This window comes from Streptomyces sp. NPDC058741, assembly GCF_042746715.1.
In the GTDB taxonomy this organism is placed as follows: domain Bacteria; phylum Actinomycetota; class Actinomycetes; order Streptomycetales; family Streptomycetaceae; genus Streptomyces.
Genome location: NZ_JBHYQH010000019.1, coordinates 88,693 through 108,996, shown reverse-complemented (window position 1 = coordinate 108,996; position 20,304 = coordinate 88,693). Strand labels below are relative to the sequence as shown.

Sequence of the window (20,304 nt, the reverse complement as noted above, 5' to 3'; positions counted from 1 at the left end):
CGCGCGTGCTGAGCGGCGGCCGGGAGGTCGTCCGGGGGCTGGGTGGCGGCCGGGAGGTCGTCCGGGGCCTGGTCGGGGACCGGGAGGTCGTCCCGGGCCGTGAGCGCCTTCCCGCGGCCCGCCGGACGGCCCGGCGGCCGCCTCGGCCCGCCCGCCGACGTCCTGATCGCTCCCGACGGCCGGATCCTGGCCGCAGGGTACGGCGAACCCGTCCACGACCGGTGTCCGGCCGGCGCACTCCCGCCCCTGGCGTCCTCCCACAGGCTGGCTGTCGGTGAGGCGCCGGCGCCTCACCGCTCCAGCAGCATCCGCTGCAACTCCCGGGCCGCACGCGGCGGCGCCACATCGCTGCGGTGGGCCAGTGCGATCGTGCGGTGCAGCCCCGGCCGGGTCAGCGGCGTGACGCGCAGTCCCCCGCCCGACCGGGCCGCCACCATGCGCGGGACGACCGCGAGACCGAGGCCCGCCCGCACGAAGCCCAGCACCGCGTCCATCTCCCCGCCCTCCACCGCGAAGTCCGGCTCGAACCCCTCCGCACGGCACGCGGCCACGGTCAGCTCGCGCAGGTCGTAGCCGTGCCGGAACATCACCAGGCGCTCGCCCTCCAGGTCGGCGACGCGGACGGTACGACCACCCCGGCCGGGGCGCGGTGCGTCGGGGGAGGAGACCACGACCAGGTCCTCGCGCAGCAGCTCCACCGTCGTCAGGGCGGGCGCGGGCGTCGGCAGCGGCAGGACCACCAGGGCCAGGTCGAGGGCGCCGCGGGCCAGCTCGCGCACCAGGTCGTGCGAACCGCCCTCCTCGATCAGCAGCCGGATGCCGGGGTAGCGGTCGTGGAAGGCGCGCAGGACGTCCGGCAGCAGGCCCGTGCACAGGCTGGGCGTGGCTCCCAGCCGGACCCGGCCCCGCCGCAGCTGCGCCAGCTCCTGCACCTCCTGCCGGGCGGTGTCCGCGTCGGCGAGGATGCGCCGGGCCAGCGGCAGCAGGGCCTCCCCGGCGTCGGTGAGCGTGATGTTGCCGCGGGCCCGCAGGAACAGATCCGCGCCCAGCTCCCGCTCCAGCGCCTTGATCTGCTGCGACAGCGAGGGCTGCGCGACATGGACCAGATCGGCGGCGCGGGTGAAGTGCCGGGTCTCGGCGACGGCCACGAAGTACTGGAGCTGGGTGAAGTGCACCCTCCTACGATAGTCGTCGCCTATGGAATCAAGCCAGTCCATGTCTTGGATCGATCGGCCGCGCGTCCGTATCGTCGTGTTCCATGGGTCTGGCAACGCGGACGGACCGACGGCCGTCCATGGCACGCTCCGTGTGGGACTCCACCGTCGGCAAGAAGACCGTGATGGCGGTCAGTGGTCTGATCATGCTGCTCTACCTCGTCGTCCACATGATCGGGAACCTGAAGATCTTCTTCGGGGCCGGCGAGTTCAACCACTACGCCCACTGGCTGCGCACCGTCGGCGAGCCGTTCATGCACTACGAGTGGACGCTCTGGCTGGTGCGCGTCGTGCTCGTGGTCGCGGTCGTCGCCCACGCCGTGTCCGCCTACCAGCTCAGCCGCCGTGACATCAAGGCCCGGCCCAGCAGGTACGTGCACAAGAAGCCGCGCGCCGGTTACGCCACGCGCACCATGCGCTGGGGCGGGATCATCCTCGCGCTGTTCATCGTCTGGCACATCCTCGACCTGACCACCGGCACCGTGCACTCCGGCGGCTTCCAGGAGGGCCGCCCGTACCAGAACGTCGTGGACACCTTCTCCACCTGGTACGGCAACGCCATCTACATCGTCGCGATGCTCGCCGTCGGCCTGCACATCCGGCACGGGTTCTGGAGCGCCGCCCAGACCCTCGGCGTCGGCAGCCGCACCCGCGACCGCGCCCTGAAGGCCACGGCCGACATCCTCGCGCTGCTGCTCACGGCCGGCTTCATCGCCGTACCCGTGGCCGTCATGACCGGAGTGGTGAGCTGACATGACCGACTACACCCACTACACGACCGGTGACCCGGTCACCGACACCAAGGCGCCCTCCGGTCCCGTCCACGAGCGCTGGGACAAGCGCCGCTTCGAGGCGAAGCTCGTCAACCCCGCCAACCGGCGCAAGCACACGGTGATCGTGGTCGGGACGGGCCTGGCGGGCGGATCCGCGGGGGCCACCCTCGCCGAACAGGGCTACCACGTCGTCCAGTTCTGCTACCAGGACTCCCCGCGCCGCGCCCACTCCATCGCCGCGCAGGGCGGCATCAACGCGGCGAAGAACTACCGCAACGACGGCGACTCCGTCCACCGGCTGTTCTACGACACCGTCAAGGGCGGCGACTTCCGCGCCCGCGAGTCCAACGTCCACCGGCTCGCGCAGATCTCGGTGGAGATCATCGACCAGTGCGTGGCCCAGGGCGTGCCGTTCGCCCGCGAGTACGGCGGACTCCTCGACACCCGCTCCTTCGGCGGCGTCCAGGTCTCGCGGACCTTCTACGCCCGCGGCCAGACGGGCCAGCAGCTCCTCCTCGGCGCCTACCAGGCGCTCAGCCGGCAGATCGCCGCCGGCAACGTCGAGATGCACCCCCGCACCGAGATGCTCGACCTGATCGTCGTCGACGGGCGGGCGCGCGGCATCGTGGCCCGCGACCTGATCACCGGGAAGATCGACACGTACTTCGCGGACGCCGTGGTGCTCGCCTCGGGCGGCTACGGAAACGTCTTCTACCTGTCGACGAACGCCATGAACTCCAACGCCACCGCGATCTGGCGGGCCCACCGCCGCGGGGCGTACTTCGCCAACCCCTGCTTCACGCAGATCCACCCCACCTGCATCCCGCGCACCGGCGACCACCAGTCCAAGCTGACGCTGATGAGCGAGTCGCTGCGCAACGACGGGCGCATCTGGGTGCCGAAGGCCAAGGGCGACCGGCGGCCCCCGAACGAGATCCCCGAGGACGAGCGCGACTACTACCTGGAGCGCGTCTACCCGTCCTTCGGCAACCTCGTCCCGCGCGACATCGCCTCCCGCGCCGCGAAGAACGTCTGCGACGAGGGCAGGGGAGTGGGCCCCGGCGGCCAGGGCGTCTACCTCGACTTCGCCGACGCCATCGAGCGGATGGGCCGCAAGGCCGTCGAGGCCAAGTACGGCAACCTCTTCGACATGTACCAGCGGATCACCGACGAGGATCCGTACGAGGTACCGATGCGGATCTACCCCGCCGTGCACTACACGATGGGCGGGCTGTGGGTCGACTACGACCTGCAGACCACCGTGCCCGGGCTGTTCGCGATCGGCGAGGCCAACTTCTCCGACCACGGCGCCAACCGGCTCGGCGCGTCCGCCCTGATGCAGGGCCTCGCCGACGGCTACTTCGTGCTGCCGGCGACCATCAACGACTACCTGGCCCGCACCCCGCACCGCGGCGCCGTGACCGACGGCCACCCCGCCGTCCAGGAGGCGCTGGCCGAGACCCAGGACCGGCTGAACCTGCTGCTGTCCGTCGACGGCGACCGCACCCCGGACTCCTTCCACCGCGAGGTCGGCGAGCTGATGTGGGAGTTCTGCGGCATGGCCCGCTCCGACGCGGGTCTGCGCAAGGCGCTGGAACGCATCCCGCAGATCCGCAAGGAGTTCTGGCGGCGGATCAAGGTGCCCGGCACCGGCGAGGAGTTCAACCAGTCGCTGGAGAAGGCGAACCGGATCGTCGACTACCTGGAGCTCGCCGAGCTGATGTGCCTCGACGCCCTGCACCGCTCCGAGTCCTGCGGCGGCCACTTCCGCGAGGAGTCCCAGACCCCCGACGGCGAGGCGGCCCGCAAGGACGAGGAGTTCGCCTACGCCGCCGCCTGGGAGTTCACCGGCACCGGCGAGGCCCCGGTCCTGCACAAGGAAGACCTGGTCTTCGAGTACGTCCACCCCACCCAGCGGAGCTACGCATGAGGCTCACCCTGCGCGTCTGGCGGCAGAAGAACGCCGAAGCCGAAGGCGCCATGTCCACGTACGAGGTGGACGGCATCTCCTCCGACATGTCCTTCCTGGAGATGCTCGACACGCTCAACGAGGAGCTCATCCTCAAGGGCGAGGACCCCGTCGCCTTCGACCACGACTGCCGTGAGGGCATCTGCGGTGCCTGTTCGCTCGTCATCAACGGCGACGCCCACGGTCCCGAGCGCACCACGACCTGCCAGCTGCACATGCGGTCCTTCAGGGACGGCGACACGATCGACATCGAGCCGTGGCGGGCGGCGGCTTTCCCGGTGATCAAGGACCTGGTCGTCGACCGCTCGGCCTTCGACCGGATCATCCAGGCCGGCGGCTACATCACCGCGCCGACCGGTGCCGCTCCCGAGGCGCACGCCACGCCGGTGCCGAAGCCCGACGCCGACTTCGCCTTCGAGCACGCCGAGTGCATCGGGTGCGGGGCGTGCGTGGCGGCCTGCCCCAACGGGGCGGCGATGCTGTTCACCTCCGCCAAGATCAACCATCTGAACGTGCTGCCGCAGGGCGCTCCCGAGCGGGAGACACGGGTGCTGGACATGGTGGAGCAGATGGACGCGGAGGGCTTCGGCGGCTGCACGCTGGCCGGAGAGTGCGCCACGGCGTGCCCGAAGGGCATTCCGCTGATGTCCATCACGAGCATGAACAAGGAGTGGCTGCGGGCGGCCCGCAAGGTCGCCAAGCGCTGACCCCACGGGGGAAGAGACGTTCGCCGAGGGTGCGGACGGGCGGGACCGGGAGCGGTGCTCATCCCGGTCCCGTCTGGTTTTCCCCCGCCTCCCGGGCCGCGCGAGCCGTTCAGCAACCTCACACCCGCTCTCCCCGCGCGCGACACGCGAAGGTCAGCCGGTATCGGGAGAACAGGGGCGGCGGATCCGCCCGCCACCGCTCAGCCGCCCCCGCCTCGCCGAACCGGCCCGTGACCAGGAGAGAGCCATGACCGGTGTTCCCACGCTCGACCGCCCGCCGCAGCCCGCGGCACCCACCCGCTACACCGTGGGACTGGCCCGCGACGAGGAGGACGTGCGCGCCGCCCAGCGGCTGCGGCACGACGTCTTCGCCGGTGAGATGGGGGCCCTGCTGTCCACCCCGCAACCGGGTCACGACATCGACGCCTTCGACGCGTACTGCGACCACCTGCTCGTCCGCGAGGAGGTGTCCGGGCAGGTCGTCGGCACCTACCGGCTGCTGCCCCCGGAGCGCGCGGCGGTGGCGGGACGACTGTACTCCGAGGGCGAGTTCGACCTCTCCGGGATCGACTCCCTCCGCCCCGACCTGGTCGAGGTGGGCCGCTCCTGCGTCCACCCCGGCCACCGCGACGGCGCGGTGATCGGCCTGATCTGGGCCGGCATCGCCCGCTACATGGTCGACCGCGGCCACGAGTGGCTCGCGGGCTGCTGCTCCGTCCCGCTGGCCGACGGCGGCACGCTCGCCGCCGCGACCTGGGACCGGGTGCGGGCCAGGCACCTGGCCCCCGAGGAGTACCGCGTACGGCCACTGCGCCCCTGGCGGCCGACCGCCCCCGTCCCGGCCACCCGGGTCGAACTGCCCGCCCTGCTGCGCGGCTACCTCCGCCTCGGTGCCCGGGTGTGCGGCGAGCCGGCCCACGACGCGGAGTTCGGGGTGGCCGACCTGTACGTGCTGCTGTCGATGCGCCGGATCGACCCGCGCTATCTGCGGCACTTCCTCTCCCTGGTTCCGGCGTGACGACGGGGTGGCGGCCATGAGCACGTCCTCGGTCGACGCCGGGCCCCCTCCCGCGGTGACCGCTCCCACGCGCGGCGCCGAGGCCGACGGCGCGCCCGTCCGCGCGGTCGGCAGGGGGGCCGGGATGTCGAGGGATGAGATCGGTGCGGGTGCGGGTGCGGGTGCCCCGCCCCACCCGGCCGACGCCGGTACCTGGTGGCGGCCCAGCGCCCCCTGCACGCCCCGGAACTGCGTCGAACCCGCCGTACGGGCCAGGGCCCTGCCGTACTCCGTCCTGCGGGTGACCGCCGTCCTGGTCCTGCTGGTCGGCGGACTGGTGGTGAACCTGGCCGCCGCGTTCCTGCCGGGCCCCCTCGGCGGCCGTGTCCCGCCGGGACTGGTCCGCCGCTGGTGCCGCTGGGTGGTCGGGGCCGCGGGCGTCCGCGTGCGGATCCACGGTGAGGTCCCACCCGATACCGGGGTGCTGCTCGTCGCCAACCACGTCTCCTGGCTGGACGTCCCGCTGCTGGCCGCCGTCCGCCCGGCCCGGATGCTCGCCAAGGCGGAGATCCGCGCCTGGCCGGTCGCCGGATGGCTGACCGCGCGCGGCGGGGCCCTGTTCGTCGACCGCGACCGGATCCGCGCGCTGCCCGCGACGGTGGCCCGGATCTCCGGGGCGCTGCGGGCGGGCGAGGCGGTCGCGGTCTTCCCCGAGGGCAGCACCTGGTGCGGCCGCGCCCAGGGGCGTTTCCGCCCGGCCGTCTTCCAGGCCGCCCTGGACGCGGGCGCCCCCGTCCGGCCGGTACGGCTGCACTACCGGCTCGCCGGCGGACCCGCCGCCACGACCCCGGCCTTCGTCGGTCAGGACTCCCTGCTCGCCTCGGTCTGGCGGGTGGCCTCGGCACGCGGGCTGGTCGCCGAGGTCGAGGTGAGGGAGGCGCTGGTGCCGCGCGGCGGGAGCGACCGCCGCGCCCTGGCCCGGGCGGCCGAAGCGGCCGTGTCGCCGGGGCGGCCTCGGCTGCGGATCCCCGCTCCGCGCCGGGCCGCGCCCCTCGACTCGGCCGGGGAACCGCCCGCCGCCGCGCGGGGGGCCCTCACCGCATGACGTACGGCGCCGTGGCGCTGCCCCTCGCTCCCGCCACCTCGGCCGGCGGTCCGGCCGCCACGATCCGTCCCCCCGCGTCGCCGCCGCCCGGCCCGAGGTCGATCACCCAGTCCGCGCCCGCGACCACGGACAGGTCGTGCTCCACGACGACCACGGTGTGCCCGGCGTCGACCAGGCCGTGCAACTGGCGCGTCAGGACGTCGACGTCCGCCGGGTGCAGGCCGGTCGTCGGCTCGTCGAGGAGGTACAGGGTGTGGCCACGCCGGGCGCGCTGCCGCGGAACCAGCCGAGCAGCTCCCGCAGTTGCGCCTCGAAGTCGTCCGCGTCGCCCTTGTCACGGCCGAGCGCCGCGCGCACCCCGTCCGTGAAGCCGACCGACCGGCCCAGGCCCATGTCGATCCGCCCCGGGAACAGCGACTCCAGCACCCCGAACTGCTCGGCCACGACCAGCGGCCGGTGGTTCGGCAGCATCACCCCGCCCGTACCGACCCGGATCGTCCTGGTCGCCGCCGCGACCGCCGCGGCCAGCACGGTCGGCGCGGAACCGGCCACGCCGGGGACCCCGTGGTGCTCCGAGACCCACACCCGGTGGAATCCGAGCCGCTCCAGCTCCCGCGCCAGCCGGACGGTGTCACGCAGCGCCTCGGGGTGGGTGTGCCCCTCCCGGGTGCGGGAGCGGTCGAGGACGGAGAAGCGGGTCGCGGCGACCGGGGTGCTCACACGGCTTTCAACGCCTGACGGGGTGCGGCATTCCCGGGGCGGCGCCGGCCGCTACGCCGCGTGCTCGTGGTCGCACGCCTCGTCGAGGCCGTAGGTGTCCCAGGAGGGGAACGGGTCGGCGGCACCGGGGCCCTCGTCCTCCCGTACCAGGCACGCGGTCAGGGCCCGGTGGAGGCCGTCCGTGTCCAGCCCCGTCCCGATGAACACCAGCTCCTGCGCGTGCGGGGCGTCGGTGTCCCGGGCGGCGGACGGTTCGAAGCGGGCGACGCCGCCGGCCTGCGACCACAGGCCCGTCACCTGTGGGCGGCTCGCCAGGGTGAAGAAGCCCTTGGAGCGCAGCACGCGGCCGTACCTGCCGCCGTCCATGTCCTCGGTGACGAAGGACCACAACCGCGCGGGGTGGAAGGGCAGTTCGGAGCGGAAGACGGTGGAGGAGATGCCGTACTCCTCGGTTTCCGGGACGTGGTCGCCGTTGAGCTCGCGGACCCACCCCGGGGCCTGCTGGGCGCGCTCCAGGTCGAACAGGCGGGTGCCGAGCACCTGGCGCGGATCGACCCGGCCGTGGGTGGCGGGGACCAGCCGGGCGACCGGGTTGAGCCGGGTCAGAGCCGCCCGCAGGCGTGCCGCCGCGTCCTCGTCGACGAGGTCGAGCTTGTTCAGGACCAGCACGTCGGCGAACTCGATCTGGTCGACGAGCAGATCGCTGACGGTGCGCTCGTCGTCCTCGTACGGGGCGAGACCCCGTTCGGCCAGGTCGTCACCGCTCGCCAGTTCGCTGAGGAAGTTGGCCGCGTCGACGACCGTGACCATGGTGTCCAGCCGGGCGACGTCGCCCAGGGTGGCGCCGTCGTCGCGGGCGAAGGCGAAGGTGGCGGCGACCGGCAGGGGCTCCGAGATGCCCGAGCTCTCGATGAGGAGGTGGTCGAAGCGGCCCTCGCGTGCCAGCCGGTCCACCTCCTCGAGCAGGTCGTCGCGCAGGGTGCAGCAGATGCAGCCGTTGGTCATCTCGACCAGCCGTTCGTCGGTCCGGGACAGCGCGGCCTCGCCGCCGCGCACCAGGGCCGCGTCGATGTTGACCTCGCTCATGTCGTTGACGACGACCGCGACGCGCAGGCCCTCGCGGTTGGCCAGGACGTGGTTGAGCAGGGTGGTCTTGCCCGCCCCGAGGAACCCGGAGAGCACGGTGACGGGCAGCCTGTGGTGCGGCATCGCCTAGTCCTCCGGGCGCAGCAGGCCGCGCTCGTACGCCTTGACCAGGTGCTGCGGGACGAGGTGGCGGACGCCGTCGACGGTGACCGGGACCAGGGCCGGCGTGGTGGCCTTCCACTGGGCGCGGCGGTGACGGGTGTTGCTGCGGGACATCTTCCGCTTCGGGACAGCCATGGGACTCCTCCTCGGACCTCCTGCCGGACGGGCAGGGCACCGAGGACGCTACATGAAAATGGATCTCATTAGCAATCAAGTGTCCCGGTGCCCTGCCGTGGGGTCCCGGTGTCGGTCAAACGGCCACGGAGTGCCGTTCCTCGGGACTGGGACGGGTTCTTCGCGGCCGCGCCGCAGGATCCGCCGCTGGCCGAGGGCGTCGCGCTGGTACGGGAGAGCGCACGGGAGTGCGAGATCGTCTACCTCACCGGACGCCCCGAGCGCTGCCGCCGCGACACCCTCGACTGGCTCGCCGCGCAGGGCCTGCCCGAAGGGCGCGTGTACATGCGGCGGGACGCCGACCGCCGCCCCGCCCGGTTCACCAAGCTGGAGATCCTGCGGCGGCTCGCCCGCACCCGGGCGGTCCGCGTCCTCGTCGACGACGACGAGCTCGTGTGCGACGACGCCCGGCGCGCGGGCCTCACCGTGCTGCGGGCCGAGTGGGCGAGCCGGTCCGCCGAGATGACGGCGGCGCAGGAGCGCGAAGGGCGCACCTGACACCGCGGGACCGTCGGGCTACTCGGACTCCTCCAGCCGGAAACCCACCTTGAGCCCCACCTGCCAGTGCGCGATCTGCCCGTCCTCGAGCTGGCCGCGCACCTGCGTCACCTCGAACCAGTCCAGGTTGCGCAGTGTCTGCGAGGCCCGCTCGACGCCGTTGCGGATGGCCTGGTCGACGCCCTCGGGCGAGGTCCCGACGATCTCCGTGACCCGGTAGGTGTGGTTCGACATGCCGCTGCTCCTCGATCCGGGGACGGGGATGTCCCACGTCCCTTCCACCGTGCCCCACACGGCGGCGGAGCGCGAGACGTCGACGCCCGCCTCCGCCGCCGCGCGGGACGCCGGGGTCAGCGCGCCACGCTCAGCGACAGCGCGAACCGGCCCGCCTCGTCCGTCCACCAGTGGAACAAGTCCAGCTCCGCCGCGGCCAGTTCGGCGCGAACCCCCGCCTGCCGGAACTTCGCCGACACCTCGGTGCGCATCTCCTCGCCCGCCGCGAACTCGACGGCCAGTCCCAGCGCCGGCACCTTCACCGTCTGCACCGTACGGGACCGCAGCCGCATCTCGATCCACTCGTGCCCGGCGTCCCACCGCGCCACGTGGGCGAACGCGTCCGGTTCGAAGTCCGCCCCGAGCTCGCGGTTGATCACCGTCAGGACGTTCTTGTTGAACGCGGCCGTCACCCCGGCCGCGTCGTCGTACGCCCGGACCAGCACCTCCTCGTCCTTGACGAGGTCCGTGCCCAGCAGCAGGGCGTCGCCCGGGGCGAGCAGGGCGCGCACGGAGGTCAGGAACGCGGCGCGCTCGGCGGGCAGCAGGTTGCCGATGGTGCCGCCGAGGAACGCCACCAGCCGGGGCCCGGGCGTGTCCGGCAGTCTCAGGTCGGCGGTGAAGTCGGCGATCAGGGCGTGCACGTCCAGCCCCGGCCGCTCGGCGGCGAGTGCCCGGCCGGCCTGGGTGAGGGCGCTCTCGCTGACGTCGACGGGGACGTAGGTGTGCAGGTCCGTGAGGGCGTCGAGCAGATGCCGCGTCTTCTCGGAGGAGCCGGAACCGAGCTCGACCAGGGTCCGGGCCCGGGTCGCCGCGGCGATCTCCCCGGAGCGCGCGAGGAGGATCTCCCGCTCGGCGCGCGTGGGGTAGTACTCGGGTAGTCCGGTGATCTGCTCGAACAGGTCGCTGCCGTGCGCGTCGTAGAACCATTTCGGCGGCAGCGTCCTGGGCCGGCCGGTCAGACCGTTTCGGACGTCGGCGCGCAGGGCCGCGTCCGTGGCGTCCTCGGGCAGGGTGCGGGTGAGGTGGAACGGGCTCACGTACGGGGCTCCTTCGGGGAGGGCGTGAGATCGGCCGGCTCCTTCAGCGGCGTCAGCAGCACGTCGGTGTTGCTCGCCGCCAGCAGGGTGCGGTCGGGGACTTCCTGCCAGTGCGGATCGTCGTCGTAGGGCTCGGAGGCCACGACGGTGCCGCCGCCGGGCCGGGCGAGGTACCAGAGGGTGTCGCCCCAGGCGGTCGCGGCGATGGTGTCGCCGTTGGCCAGCAGGAGGTTGAGCCGGGAGCCGGGGGCCGCGGCGGCGACCTCCAGGACCGTGTCGGCCAGCGCCTGGCCCTCCTCGTCACCGGCGCGCAGCCGGGCCAGGACCAGCGCCCACACGAGCGCCGAGTCGTTGCGGGCCTCCAGCGACAGCAGGTCCTCGTGCGGCAGCGTCCGGGACACCGCGGCCAGCGAACCGGGCCAGCCCTTGACGGCCCCGTTGTGGCTGAACAGCCAGGCCCCCGCGGCGAACGGGGCCGCCGCGGCCTCCGCGTCCGCGCCCGAGAGGGTCGCGTCCCGCACCGCGGCGAGCACAGCGGTGGACCGGACCACCCGGGCGAGGTCGGCGAACGACAGATCCGCCCAGACCGGCCCGGCCCGCCGGTAGCGGGCCGGCACCGGATCGCCCTCGGCGTACCAGCCCACGCCGAAGCCGTCGGCGTTGACCGTGCCGTACCGCTGCCGCCGGGGTGCCCACGACTGCCGGTACAGCCCGTGCGGGGGATCCACCAGCAGTCCGCCCAGCGGCTGCGAGGGCCCCACGTACGCCACATGACGGCACATCAGGCGCCCTCCGACCGGACCGTGCGGAACCCGGCGAAGATCTGCCGCCGGATCGGGTAGTCCCAGTTCCGGAACGTGCCCCGGCAGGCCACCGGGTCCACCGCGAACGAACCGCCGCGCAGCACCTTGTGGTCGGAGCCGAAGAACACCTCCGAGTACTCCTTGTAGGGAAACGCCCGGAACCCCGGGTACGGCAGGAAGTCGCTCGCCGTCCACTCCCACACGTCGCCGATCAGCTGCCGGATGCCGAGCGGCGACTCTCCGGCCGGGTAGCTGCCCGCCGGAGCCGGTCGCAGGTGCCGCTGGCCGAGGTTGGCGTGCTCGGGGCCCGGGTCGGCGTCGCCCCACGGATAGCGCATCGAGCGGTCGCCGGCCGGGTCGTGGCGGGCCGCCTTCTCCCACTCGGCCTCCGTGGGCAGTCGGCGTCCGGCCCAGCGGGCGTAGGCGTCGGCCTCGTACCAGCACACGTGCACCACGGGCTCGTCGGGCGGGACGACCTCGGTGACGCCGAAGCGGCGCCTGAGCCACTGCCCGCCGTCGCGCCGCCAGAACAGCGGGGCGTCGATGCCGTAGTTGCGGATGTGGGCCCAGCCCTCCGGCGTCCACCAGCGGGGGTCGTCGTAGCCGCCGTCCTCGATGAACGCCCGGTAGGCGCCGTTCGTCACGGGAGTGGTGTCCATGTGGAACGGCCCCACCTCACGCCGGTGCGCGGGTCGTTCGTTGTCCAGGGCCCACGGCTCCCCGGAGGTGCCCATGGTGAACGGGCCGCCCGGGACCAGGACTTCGGACGGACCGGTGAACAGCGCCAGCGGCTCCGGGTCGGGCGCGGTGAGGGCCTGCGGGCCCTTGCGCAGCTGATGGGTGATCAGCATGGTCTCGTCGTGCTGCTGTTCGTGCTGCGCGATCATGCCGAAGGCGAACCCGGCTTCCGTCAGCCGCGTCCCGTGGAACGCGGCCCGCTCCAGCACGTCCAGGGCCCGTCCGCGCACGTCGGCGGCGTAGGCGCGGGCCTCGGACGGCGCCAGCAGGGGCAGCTTGGGCCGCTCGGCCCGCGGGTGCTCGAAGGCGTCGTAGAGGCTGTCGATCTCGGGCCGTATCGCCTCCTGCCCGGCGACGGCCCGCAGCAGCCACTGCTCCTCCTGGTTGCCGATGTGCGCGAGGTCCCACACCAGCGGCGACATCAGCGGCGAGTGCTGCGCCGTCAGGTCGGGCTCCTCGACACAGCTCGTCAGCAGCGTGGTGCGGTCGCGGGCGAGGACCAGCGAGGTGACCGCGCGCTCGCGCAGCTCCTCGGGGTCGACGCCCTCGGTCTCCGGGCCGGCGGCGGGGCTGATGTCGGTCATGGGCGCGGGTCCTTCCCCTGGGCGCGACCGTGCGTGCCGCGCTGTCGGTCGAGCAGATCGTCGGCGGGGCAGCGGCCCAGGACGACATGACGATCCAGGTAGGCCGTGACGGCCTCGATGACCTCCGGCGTGGCACCGAGCCGCGGCAGGGCGTCCAGCGCCGTCGCGAAGCACGTGACGGCCACCTCGCGCAGTTCGGCGTCGGCCAGGCCGCGCCGGGCCGCGTCGAGCCAGAGCGGGTTGTGCGGCGCGGGCAGCCCCAGCGTCCGCTCCGCCAGCCGCTTCACGGTCCGGTAGGCGGTCTCGGTGGCTTCCGGGTCGTCGAACAGGGCCGCCGTGACGGCGAGCGGCACGATCCAGCCGTCGTCGCCGGGCTGCGCGTCGATCATGCGCAGTTCCAGGTGGCCGCGCGGCCTGACCGGCGGGAACAGCGTCGTGACGTGGTAGTCGAGGTCCTCCCTGGTCGGTGGCCGGGGGGCGCCGGTGCGGAGCCACTCCCGGAAGGTGAGCCCCTCCGGGACGTCCCAGGGCGCGTCGTCCCGGCGTACGCACATCACCGGCGCGTCCAGGACGTGCCGGGCCCAGGCGTCGCGCGGCTCGGCGTCCAGAGGCGGTGCGCCCGCCCGGCCGGCCCCGATCCGGGTCCACGTCCGCTGCCGGGTGGACAGCCAGCCGGAGGGCCGGTGACCGGCGAGCGGGGAGTTGGCGAAGGCGGCCACCAGGACCGCGCCCAGATGGTGGGCCAGCCACCAGCGCCGCACATGTCCGAGGGGCCCGGGCTCCTCGTGGCCGGCGTCCAGGCACACCTGCACCGAGGCGGAGGTGCACATCATGGCGCGTCCGGCCGGGCCGGTGCGGTCCAGGCAGGTCTCCATGGCGTCGTAGCGCGGTTCGCGCAGGAACCGGCGGGGTTCGTGCCAGGGGTCCTGGCCGATGCCGACGAGGACGAGGCCGTCCTCACGCAGGGCGGCGCGTACGGCGTCCAGGTCGGCGGAGACGGTGCGGACGCACTCCATGAGCGAGGCGGCGGGCGGCGAGCTCAGCTCCAGCTGGCCGCCGGGCTCCACGGTGAGCGCCGACCTCAGGGGCAGGGTCCGCAGGGCGGCGTAGGCCGCGCGCAGTCGTTCGGGTGCGACGGGGAGCTGCGGGGCCCGCAGCTCGTGGACGAGCCATTCCACCTCGACCCCGAGGCGGCGTGGCGGGCCGGTCTTGAAGCAGATGCCGTGGACCAGGGCTTCGACCCCGGCCTCGGACAGGGTGCGTGGCTCCGCGCAGCCACTTGTCGAATCGGACATGTCGGGATCCTCCTGAGGTTCCACCATGCCACCGGCCCGGGCATTCCGGCGCCCGGACCGGGGTCACTCGTCCCCCACTCAAAACCCTCCCGTCGCTCGGCACAAGGGCGCGAAATCGAACATTCCGACTTGGTCGTCCGCGCGGGACGGGCCTTCTCCGGCGCTTTGCCCCGCGTTCTCCGGCCGCGAGAACCCCGTTGCGTCACGGATGCGGAATCACCCACGATGCTTGCGTGAGCACGACAAGAACAGCCGCACGGCACGCGTTCACGGCGTCCACGGGGGTGGCGCCGTGAGCGCGCGTCTGCGCGCCCTCGCGCAGCAGAACGAGCGGATCGTGGCGGCGGGCGCCTACCGGGCGCCGGACGGGCGCGAGGTGTCCGTCGCGGCGCAGCTGCGGGCCGCACGGGAGGGCATCCGCCTGTACGGACCGGAACCCGTACCGGTGTCCGCCGAGCGGGTGACGAGGACGCTGATCGAGGTCACCGGCGAGAGCAGCCTGCAGGCCGCCCGCCGGCTCGGCGGGCACGTGGCCGTCCTGAACTTCGCCTCGGCCCGCAACCCGGGCGGCGGCTACCTGAACGGCGCCCGGGCGCAGGAGGAGGCCCTGTGCCGCGCCTCCGCGCTGTACACCTGCCTGCTGCGGGCCCGTGCCTTCTACGCCCACCACCGCGCCCACCGCGACCCGTTCTACACGGACCGCGTCATCCACTCACCGGCCGTGCCCGTCTTCCGCGACGACCGGGGCGGCCTGCTGGACGAGCCGTACACCGCGGGCTTCCTCACCTCGCCCGCGCCCAACGCGGGCGTGGTGCTGCGCAAGGCACCCGAACGGGCGCCGGAGCTGCCGCTGGCCCTGGCCACCCGTGCCGAACGCGTCCTGGAGACGGCCGCCGCGCACGGCTACCCGAGTCTGGTCCTCGGCGCGTGGGGCTGCGGGGTGTTCCGCAACGACCCCACGCAGGTCGCGGAGGCGTTCCGGGGGCTGCTCGGCCCCGGCGGACGGTTCGCCGAGGCGTTCGAGCACGTCACGTTCGGGATCCTGGACCGGACTCCCGGTCAGGAGGTGCGGGGCGCGTTCGACAGGGCGTTCGCGGACCGGTGAACCGGTCCCCGGCCACCGCTCAGCTCCAGCCGTAGCGCTCCTGCAGCCGCCGCCTCACCAGGTTGAACCGCATCCGGTCCAGCGCGCAGGCCTCGCGGCGCATGCCGTCCTCGTGCAGGCGCAGCACCCGGTCCACGTCGACCCACGAGTCACGCCCCGAGCGGTCCCACGGCCCGCTGCCGATCGGGACCCACTCCTGCTCGCCGTCGTGCCGCCTGCTGGAGAGCTGCACGGCGAGGAACGTGCCGGCCGGCTCCCGGGCGACCACGAGCACCGGGCGGTCCTTGCCCCGCCCGTCGTTCTCCTCGAAGGGCACCCAGGTCCACACGATCTCACCCGGGTCGGGATCACCGTCGTGGGCGGGGGAGTACTCCGTGCGCACCCGGCCCACCTCGCGCGGGTCGGCCTGGACGGTGGCGGAGCGGCCGTGACGGCCCGGGACGTTCTCGTCGGCGAAGGTGCTCACGGGGGGCACCCTAGAGGCTGCTGGCGCAAGTCCGTTTGCCGGGGCTGGCGTTGTCCGGCCGGGGCCCTTGGTGCCGGGGGTGGGCGACGGGGGCAGCCGGGCTGTCAAGTGCCGTGCGGGGCCGCTTCCGCAAGCCCGCCCGCCGGGGCTGGCGTTGTCCGGCCGGGGCCCTTGGTGCCGGGGGTGGGCGACGGGGGCAGCCGGGCTGTCAAGTGCCGTGCGTTGAGCGGCTGTCGGCTCTCGCCTGTCTGCGGTCGCGTGAGTCGGGCGGGCGGCGGGCCGGGCGGGCCGGGCGGGCCCGCGAGTGTCCCCCGGGTGCTCAGGCGGCGGTGGAGTCCGCCGTGACCGGCGGCGACGGCCACCGGTCGTCCCACCGCAGCTCCGCCTCCAGTTGCGCGGCCACCCGCACCAGGAGGGGCTCGCTGTGCGCCGGGCCGAGCAACTGCGCCCCGACCGGCAGCCCGTCCGCCGTGAACCCGGCGGGCACGTTGACGCCGGGCCAGCCCAGCACGTTCCACGGCCAGGCGTAAGGGCAGGCCGCGATCATCGCGCGGTCGGTGGCGAAACCGCCGAGTTCGAGCAGCGCGCCGATGCGGGGCGGGGGAGCGGCGGTGGTGGGCGCGAGGACCACGTCGTACGAGGCGAAGAAGGCTCCGATACGGCGGTGCAGGGCGGCCTCCGCCCGCCGGGCGATCCGCAGCGGGGCCCCGCTGAGGAGCCGGCCCAGCCGGGCGGCGTCCCGGGTGCGCCGGTCCAGCAGCGCGGGGAAGGGCGCCTCGCCGACCCGCTCGGCGATCCCGGCCGTGGCCCGCGGTACGAAGGTCAGCCCGATCTGCCCGTACGGCGGGTCGGCCTCCTCGACCGTGTGCCCCGAGGAGGCGAGCTTCTCGGCGAGTTCGACGACCCGGGCCCGGACCTCCGGTTGGAGCCGGGCGGGTACCGCCGTGAACGGCGGCTTGAGGGAGAGCGCGATGCGCAGCCGCCCGGGGTCGCGGCCGACCGCTGAGGAGAGGTCGATCGCCGGGGGCCGGTGCGGGTCCCGCGCGTGGTTGCCGCTCGACGCGTCGAGCAGCAGGGCCGCGTCGGCGACCGTGCGGGCCAGGGTGCCGTTGACGGTGATGCCCTGGAAGGACTCGCCGCGCGGCCAGGTGGAGATCCGGCCGCGCTGCGGCTTGATGCCGACCAGATGGGTCCACGCGGCCGGGATCCGCACCGACCCGGCGCCGTCCGAGCCGAGTGCGGCGGGGACGAGCCCGGCGGCGACCGCGGCGGCGGAGCCACCGGAGGAGCCGCCGGGCGTGTGGTCCGTGCTCCAGGGGTTGCGGGTCGCGCCGAACGCGGGCCCCTCCGTGAAGGGCCACTGCCCGAACTCGCACGTGTTGGTCTTCCCGACGATCACGGCCCCGGCCGCACGCAGCCGCCGCACCGCCTCCCCGTCCTCGGCGACCGGCGGGAACTCCCCGCGGCAGCCGAACGCGGTGGGCTCGCCGGCGACGTCCATGTCGTCCTTCACGGCCACGGGCACCCCGAGCAGCGGTCTGCGCCCGCCCGCCGCCAGGTCCCGGTCGGCGGCGTCGGCCTCGGCGAGGGCCGCTTCGGCCCGGACGATCCGGAACGCGTTGAGCGTCCCCTGCGTCGCCTCGATCCGCGCCAGCGTCCGCTCGACCAGCGCCCGGGACGTCACCTCCCCGGCGGCCAGCGCACGGGCGGTCTCGGCCAGGCCTGCGGCACGGTCGAGCGTCATACGGGCACCTCCGGAAGCAGCTTGTCTACCGAACGGTAACGTCCGGCGGCCGTGGGCGGAACGCCGACGACGGCAGTGGAGGGACACCAGCGGCCACACGGCCGTCACCGCCCCGACCCCCGTGGCCCAACCGTTGACGGCCCGTCGCCTCGCCCTGACCGCCACCTTCCCCCTCCGGGCCGGCACGGCGCCGGGCTCCGTCCGCTTCGAGTCGTACAGCCGACCCGGGCCGCTACCGCCGCCACTCCGCCTACCAGCTCCGCGTCGAACGGCCCGACGGCACGGACCTGTTCCGGCAGGACGGCTCGTTCGGGCCGGTGACGGCCCGGGCCTGAACTCAGCCGTGCCGGACCACCGGGGAGGAGGGGTCGGCGGAGACGGGCCGCTGCGGCGCCGGGGTCGTCGCGGGCAGGTCCCCGGGGGCGTCCTCCAGTTGCTGGACGACGTCGCCGGTCGGTTCGCCGGTCCCGGTGCCGGAGTCCGGGGACAGGCGTGACCAGACGACGAGGGCCAGCGCTATGGCGACGGCGGTCGTGACGGCGCGGCCGACGAGCCGGAGCCGCGCGCGGCCGTCCAGGTCCCGCCAGGCCGGTCCGGCCGTCATGTAGTCCCGCTGCCAGAGAGCGCCGACGGCCTCGCTGCCGACCGGTGAGGGGTGGTCGTCGTGGCCGTCAGCGAGAGGCCGGGGCCGCTCGGTCTCCCTGTCCGCGGCGGGGCGCGGGGCCCGTCCGGACACGCGCTCGTCGGCCGACGGCTCCTTGAGGGCGCAGGCGCGGATGGCGCTCTCGCTGTCCGTCAGGAACCGTAGCCAGACCTCGTCCTGGGCGCCCGGGGTGCCCGGTGTGCCGTACGGGTCCCCGGGCGTCCCGTCGCTTCCCTGCCCCTGTCCGTTCACGGTCTCACTCCCCACGTCCGCGGGCAGGGCATCGCGGAATGCCCGCGCCGGTCGTACGCCCTGCCCCTCGAGGTACCGCCGCGCGGCGTCCTCGAGTCCGACGAAGGGTACCGCCCGTCGGGTCCGGCTGTACGGGGTCCGGCCGTCCTCCCGGGCACGGCGAACGGGCCCGTGCTCACCAAGGCGCGAGGTGTGCACGGGCCCGTTCCGGAGCCGGGCCGCGGGGGCGGTCAGATGGTGGTCTTCACCGACTCCTGGTCGTCGTCGCCGTCCGTGATCTCGCCGGCCTTGCGGGCGCGGACGAACTCGAGGAAGGAGCCGAGCTCGCGCTTGACGATGGGGGCCAGCAGGTACAGGCCGATGATGTTGAAGACCGACAGCAGGAAGAGCGCGGAGTCGGCGAGGCTGATCAGCGAGTCGAGGGACATCAGGGCGCCCAGGATCACGAACAGGCTCCAGATGACCTTGAAGACGGTCTCGCTGACCTGGCTCTTGCCGAACAGGTACGACCAGGCCTTCAGGCCGTAGTAGCCCCAGGTCAGGATCGTAGAGAAGGCGAACAGCAGCACCGCGACGGTGAGCACGATCGGGAACCAGGGAAGCACGGTCTCGAAGGCGTCGGAGGTGATGGTGACGCCGCCGATGGACTCGCCGGCGCGGGCGTCGGCCCAGCTGGCCGGGTTGGCGATGACGATGGTCAGCGCGGTCATGGTGCAGATGACGACCGTGTCGATGAACGGCTCCAGCAGGGCGACCAGGCCCTCGCTGGCGGGGTGCTTGGTCTTGACCGCGGAGTGCGCGATCGGGGCGGAGCCGAGACCGGCCTCGTTGGAGAACGCGGCCCGCTGGAAACCGATGATGAGTGCGCCGAGCACACCGCCGGCGACGCCGTCGGCCTCGAAGGCGCCCTGCAGGATGTTCTGGAAGGCGTCCGGCACCTGGGTGACGTTGGTCAGGATGACGATCAGGCAGGCCACGATGTAGATGCCGGCCATGGCGGGCACCAGTCGGCTGGTGACGGAGGCGATGGAGCGGATGCCGCCGAGCAGCACGAGACCGACGAGCGCGGAGACGACCAGGCCGAACAGGACGGCACCGGCGGAGGACGCCAGGAAGCCGTCCTCGCCGCCGAAGGTCGAGGAGACCTGCGCGTAGCTCTGGTTGGTCTGGAAGAGGTTGCCGCCGAACAGGCCGAAGAAGAGGATCATGATCGAGGCGAGGACGGCGAGGACCTTGCCGAGCTTGGCGCCGCCGCTGCCGAAGCGCTCCTTGAGCCCCTTGGGCAGGTAGTGCATCGGGCCGCCGGAGACGGTGCCGTCGGCGTGCACCTCGCGGTACGTCACGCCGAGGGTGACCTCGACGAACTTGGTGGCCATGCCGAGCAGGCCGCACAGGATCATCCAGAACGTGGCGCCGGGGCCGCCGATGGAGACCGCGACGGCCACACCGGCGATGTTGCCCAGACCGACCGTGCCGGAGACGGCGGCGGTCAGCGCCTGGAAGTGGTTGACCTCGCCGGCGGAGCCCTCCTCGTCGTACTTCCCGCGCACCACGTCGACCGCGAGTCTGAACTTGCGGACCTGGACGAAGCCGAACCAGCTGGTGAAGACCAGGCCGGCGACGACGAGCCAGGCGACGATGAGCGGGAGTTCCGTGCCGCCGACGGGAACCGTGTAGAAGACGACTTCCCCGAGCCAGGTGGCTATGGGTTCGAAGAAGTCGCTGACGGCATCGTCGACGGACTGGGTGACGGAGTCGAGTGACACTGTGGCTACCTCGATGGCGCGGAACCGGGGCATGGGGATCCCTGCCGCGGTTGGTGTGCGGTCTCAAACCGAACGTCTGTGTCCGATCGGTGACTCGGGCGAGCGGACCAGGGATGCGGACCGTGATCGCCCTCGTCGTCTAGGCCGGCGCATGCCGACCATTCCGCAGTGGGGCCGGATACAGAACCAC

The 20,304-nt window shown here is 73.5% G+C and carries 19 protein-coding genes and 3 pseudogenes; 8 read left to right on the top strand and 14 right to left on the bottom strand.

All coding sequences use genetic code 11. The features are described from left to right. Nucleotides 1-290: 290 nt before the first annotated feature. Complete coding sequence (locus ACFW6P_RS17825; protein WP_386353048.1) at nt 291-1,175, bottom strand: LysR family transcriptional regulator; 885 nt, start codon at nt 1,173-1,175, stop codon at nt 291-293. A 119-nt stretch (nt 1,176-1,294) separates the two neighbouring features. Between ACFW6P_RS17825 and ACFW6P_RS17820 the strand changes: the two genes are divergently transcribed. From ACFW6P_RS17820 to ACFW6P_RS17800, 5 genes are all read left to right on the top strand, one after another. Next, complete coding sequence (locus tag ACFW6P_RS17820; RefSeq protein WP_386424075.1) at nt 1,295-1,966, top strand: succinate dehydrogenase; 672 nt, start codon at nt 1,295-1,297, stop codon at nt 1,964-1,966. 1 nt (nt 1,967) lies between these two features. Further along, nucleotides 1,968-3,917: a fumarate reductase/succinate dehydrogenase flavoprotein subunit gene (locus ACFW6P_RS17815; protein ID WP_386353054.1), complete on the top strand. Its 1,950-nt coding sequence runs from the start codon at nt 1,968-1,970 to the stop codon at nt 3,915-3,917. Beyond that, a complete protein-coding gene (locus ACFW6P_RS17810; protein ID WP_386353057.1) occupies nt 3,914-4,663 on the top strand; it encodes a succinate dehydrogenase/fumarate reductase iron-sulfur subunit in 750 nt (249 codons plus the stop codon). Before ACFW6P_RS17815 ends, ACFW6P_RS17810 begins: the two co-directional genes overlap by 4 nt. Before the next feature lie 247 nt (nt 4,664-4,910). Next, nucleotides 4,911-5,681 carry a GNAT family N-acetyltransferase gene (locus tag ACFW6P_RS17805; RefSeq protein WP_386353060.1) on the top strand — a complete coding sequence of 257 codons (771 nt, stop codon included), beginning with the start codon at nt 4,911-4,913 and terminating at the stop codon, nt 5,679-5,681. A gap of 16 nt (nt 5,682-5,697) precedes the next feature. Continuing rightward, the gene (locus ACFW6P_RS17800) at nt 5,698-6,765 is read left to right on the top strand and encodes a lysophospholipid acyltransferase family protein (RefSeq protein ID WP_386424074.1); all 1,068 of its coding nucleotides are present in this window, start codon (nt 5,698-5,700) and stop codon (nt 6,763-6,765) included. On the opposite strand, the pseudogene ACFW6P_RS17795 reads toward ACFW6P_RS17800, so the two are convergent. From ACFW6P_RS17795 to rpmF, 4 genes and pseudogenes are all read right to left on the bottom strand, one after another. Next, nucleotides 6,755-7,039, bottom strand: a pseudogene (locus ACFW6P_RS17795) (ABC transporter); the annotation flags it as partial. The gene ACFW6P_RS17800 and the pseudogene ACFW6P_RS17795 sit on opposite strands and share 11 nt — an antisense overlap. Then, a pseudogene (locus tag ACFW6P_RS17790) lies at nt 7,030-7,485 on the bottom strand (MsnO8 family LLM class oxidoreductase); the annotation flags it as partial. The pseudogenes ACFW6P_RS17790 and ACFW6P_RS17795, both read right to left, overlap by 10 nt. A 51-nt stretch (nt 7,486-7,536) precedes the next feature. Next, the gene (locus ACFW6P_RS17785; RefSeq protein ID WP_386353066.1) at nt 7,537-8,694 is read right to left on the bottom strand and encodes a GTP-binding protein; all 1,158 of its coding nucleotides are present in this window, start codon (nt 8,692-8,694) and stop codon (nt 7,537-7,539) included. Between the two features lie 3 nt (nt 8,695-8,697). Further along, the gene (gene rpmF, locus ACFW6P_RS17780; RefSeq protein ID WP_386353069.1) at nt 8,698-8,868 is read right to left on the bottom strand and encodes a 50S ribosomal protein L32; all 171 of its coding nucleotides are present in this window, start codon (nt 8,866-8,868) and stop codon (nt 8,698-8,700) included. A gap of 108 nt (nt 8,869-8,976) precedes the next feature. Here rpmF and ACFW6P_RS17775 point away from each other — a divergent pair, with 108 nt between their 5' ends. After that, on the top strand, nt 8,977-9,405 hold the full coding sequence (locus ACFW6P_RS17775; RefSeq protein WP_386424073.1) for a hypothetical protein: 429 nt from the start codon (nt 8,977-8,979) through the stop codon (nt 9,403-9,405). 18 nt (nt 9,406-9,423) lie between these two features. On the opposite strand, the gene ACFW6P_RS17770 is transcribed toward ACFW6P_RS17775, so the two are convergent. From ACFW6P_RS17770 to egtA, 5 genes are all read right to left on the bottom strand, one after another. Beyond that, complete coding sequence (locus ACFW6P_RS17770; RefSeq protein WP_386353072.1) at nt 9,424-9,639, bottom strand: dodecin; 216 nt, start codon at nt 9,637-9,639, stop codon at nt 9,424-9,426. 116 nt (nt 9,640-9,755) lie between these two features. Continuing rightward, nucleotides 9,756-10,718: an L-histidine N(alpha)-methyltransferase gene (gene egtD, locus ACFW6P_RS17765; protein ID WP_386353074.1), complete on the bottom strand. Its 963-nt coding sequence runs from the start codon at nt 10,716-10,718 to the stop codon at nt 9,756-9,758. Beyond that, nucleotides 10,715-11,500 (bottom strand): ergothioneine biosynthesis protein EgtC, encoded by a 786-nt coding sequence (gene egtC, locus ACFW6P_RS17760; protein ID WP_386353077.1) that lies wholly within the window; start codon nt 11,498-11,500, stop codon nt 10,715-10,717. Before egtC ends, egtD begins: the two co-directional genes overlap by 4 nt. After that, nucleotides 11,500-12,843, bottom strand: a complete 1,344-nt coding sequence (gene egtB / locus ACFW6P_RS17755; protein ID WP_386353079.1) for an ergothioneine biosynthesis protein EgtB — start codon at nt 12,841-12,843, stop codon at nt 11,500-11,502. The genes egtC and egtB overlap by 1 nt, the downstream gene beginning before the upstream one ends. Continuing rightward, on the bottom strand, nt 12,840-14,138 hold the full coding sequence (egtA, locus tag ACFW6P_RS17750; RefSeq protein WP_386424071.1) for an ergothioneine biosynthesis glutamate--cysteine ligase EgtA: 1,299 nt from the start codon (nt 14,136-14,138) through the stop codon (nt 12,840-12,842). The genes egtB and egtA overlap by 4 nt, the downstream gene beginning before the upstream one ends. Nucleotides 14,139-14,430: 292 nt before the next feature. Here egtA and ACFW6P_RS17745 point away from each other — a divergent pair, with 292 nt between their 5' ends. Continuing rightward, nucleotides 14,431-15,243 (top strand): TIGR02452 family protein, encoded by an 813-nt coding sequence (locus tag ACFW6P_RS17745; RefSeq protein ID WP_386353085.1) that lies wholly within the window; start codon nt 14,431-14,433, stop codon nt 15,241-15,243. 19 nt (nt 15,244-15,262) lie between these two features. Here the strand turns inward: ACFW6P_RS17745 and ACFW6P_RS17740 are convergent, their stop codons facing one another. Together ACFW6P_RS17740 and ACFW6P_RS17735 are read right to left on the bottom strand one after the other, a co-directional pair. Then, the gene (locus tag ACFW6P_RS17740; RefSeq protein WP_386353087.1) at nt 15,263-15,709 is read right to left on the bottom strand and encodes a type II toxin-antitoxin system PemK/MazF family toxin; all 447 of its coding nucleotides are present in this window, start codon (nt 15,707-15,709) and stop codon (nt 15,263-15,265) included. 319 nt (nt 15,710-16,028) lie between these two features. Further along, entirely contained in the window at nt 16,029-17,453 is a 1,425-nt protein-coding gene (locus ACFW6P_RS17735) for an amidase (RefSeq protein ID WP_386353090.1), read from the bottom strand. Between the two features lie 260 nt (nt 17,454-17,713). Here ACFW6P_RS17735 and ACFW6P_RS17730 point away from each other — a divergent pair. Beyond that, nucleotides 17,714-17,788 (top strand): annotated as a pseudogene (locus ACFW6P_RS17730) (hypothetical protein); the annotation flags it as partial. Nucleotides 17,789-17,790: 2 nt separating this feature from the next. On the opposite strand, the gene ACFW6P_RS17725 reads toward ACFW6P_RS17730, so the two are convergent. Together ACFW6P_RS17725 and ACFW6P_RS17720 are read right to left on the bottom strand one after the other, a co-directional pair. Continuing rightward, complete coding sequence (locus tag ACFW6P_RS17725; protein WP_386353093.1) at nt 17,791-18,348, bottom strand: hypothetical protein; 558 nt, start codon at nt 18,346-18,348, stop codon at nt 17,791-17,793. A gap of 230 nt (nt 18,349-18,578) precedes the next feature. Further along, the gene (locus ACFW6P_RS17720) at nt 18,579-20,114 is read right to left on the bottom strand and encodes an alanine/glycine:cation symporter family protein (RefSeq protein WP_386353095.1); all 1,536 of its coding nucleotides are present in this window, start codon (nt 20,112-20,114) and stop codon (nt 18,579-18,581) included. Nucleotides 20,115-20,304 lie beyond the last annotated feature (190 nt).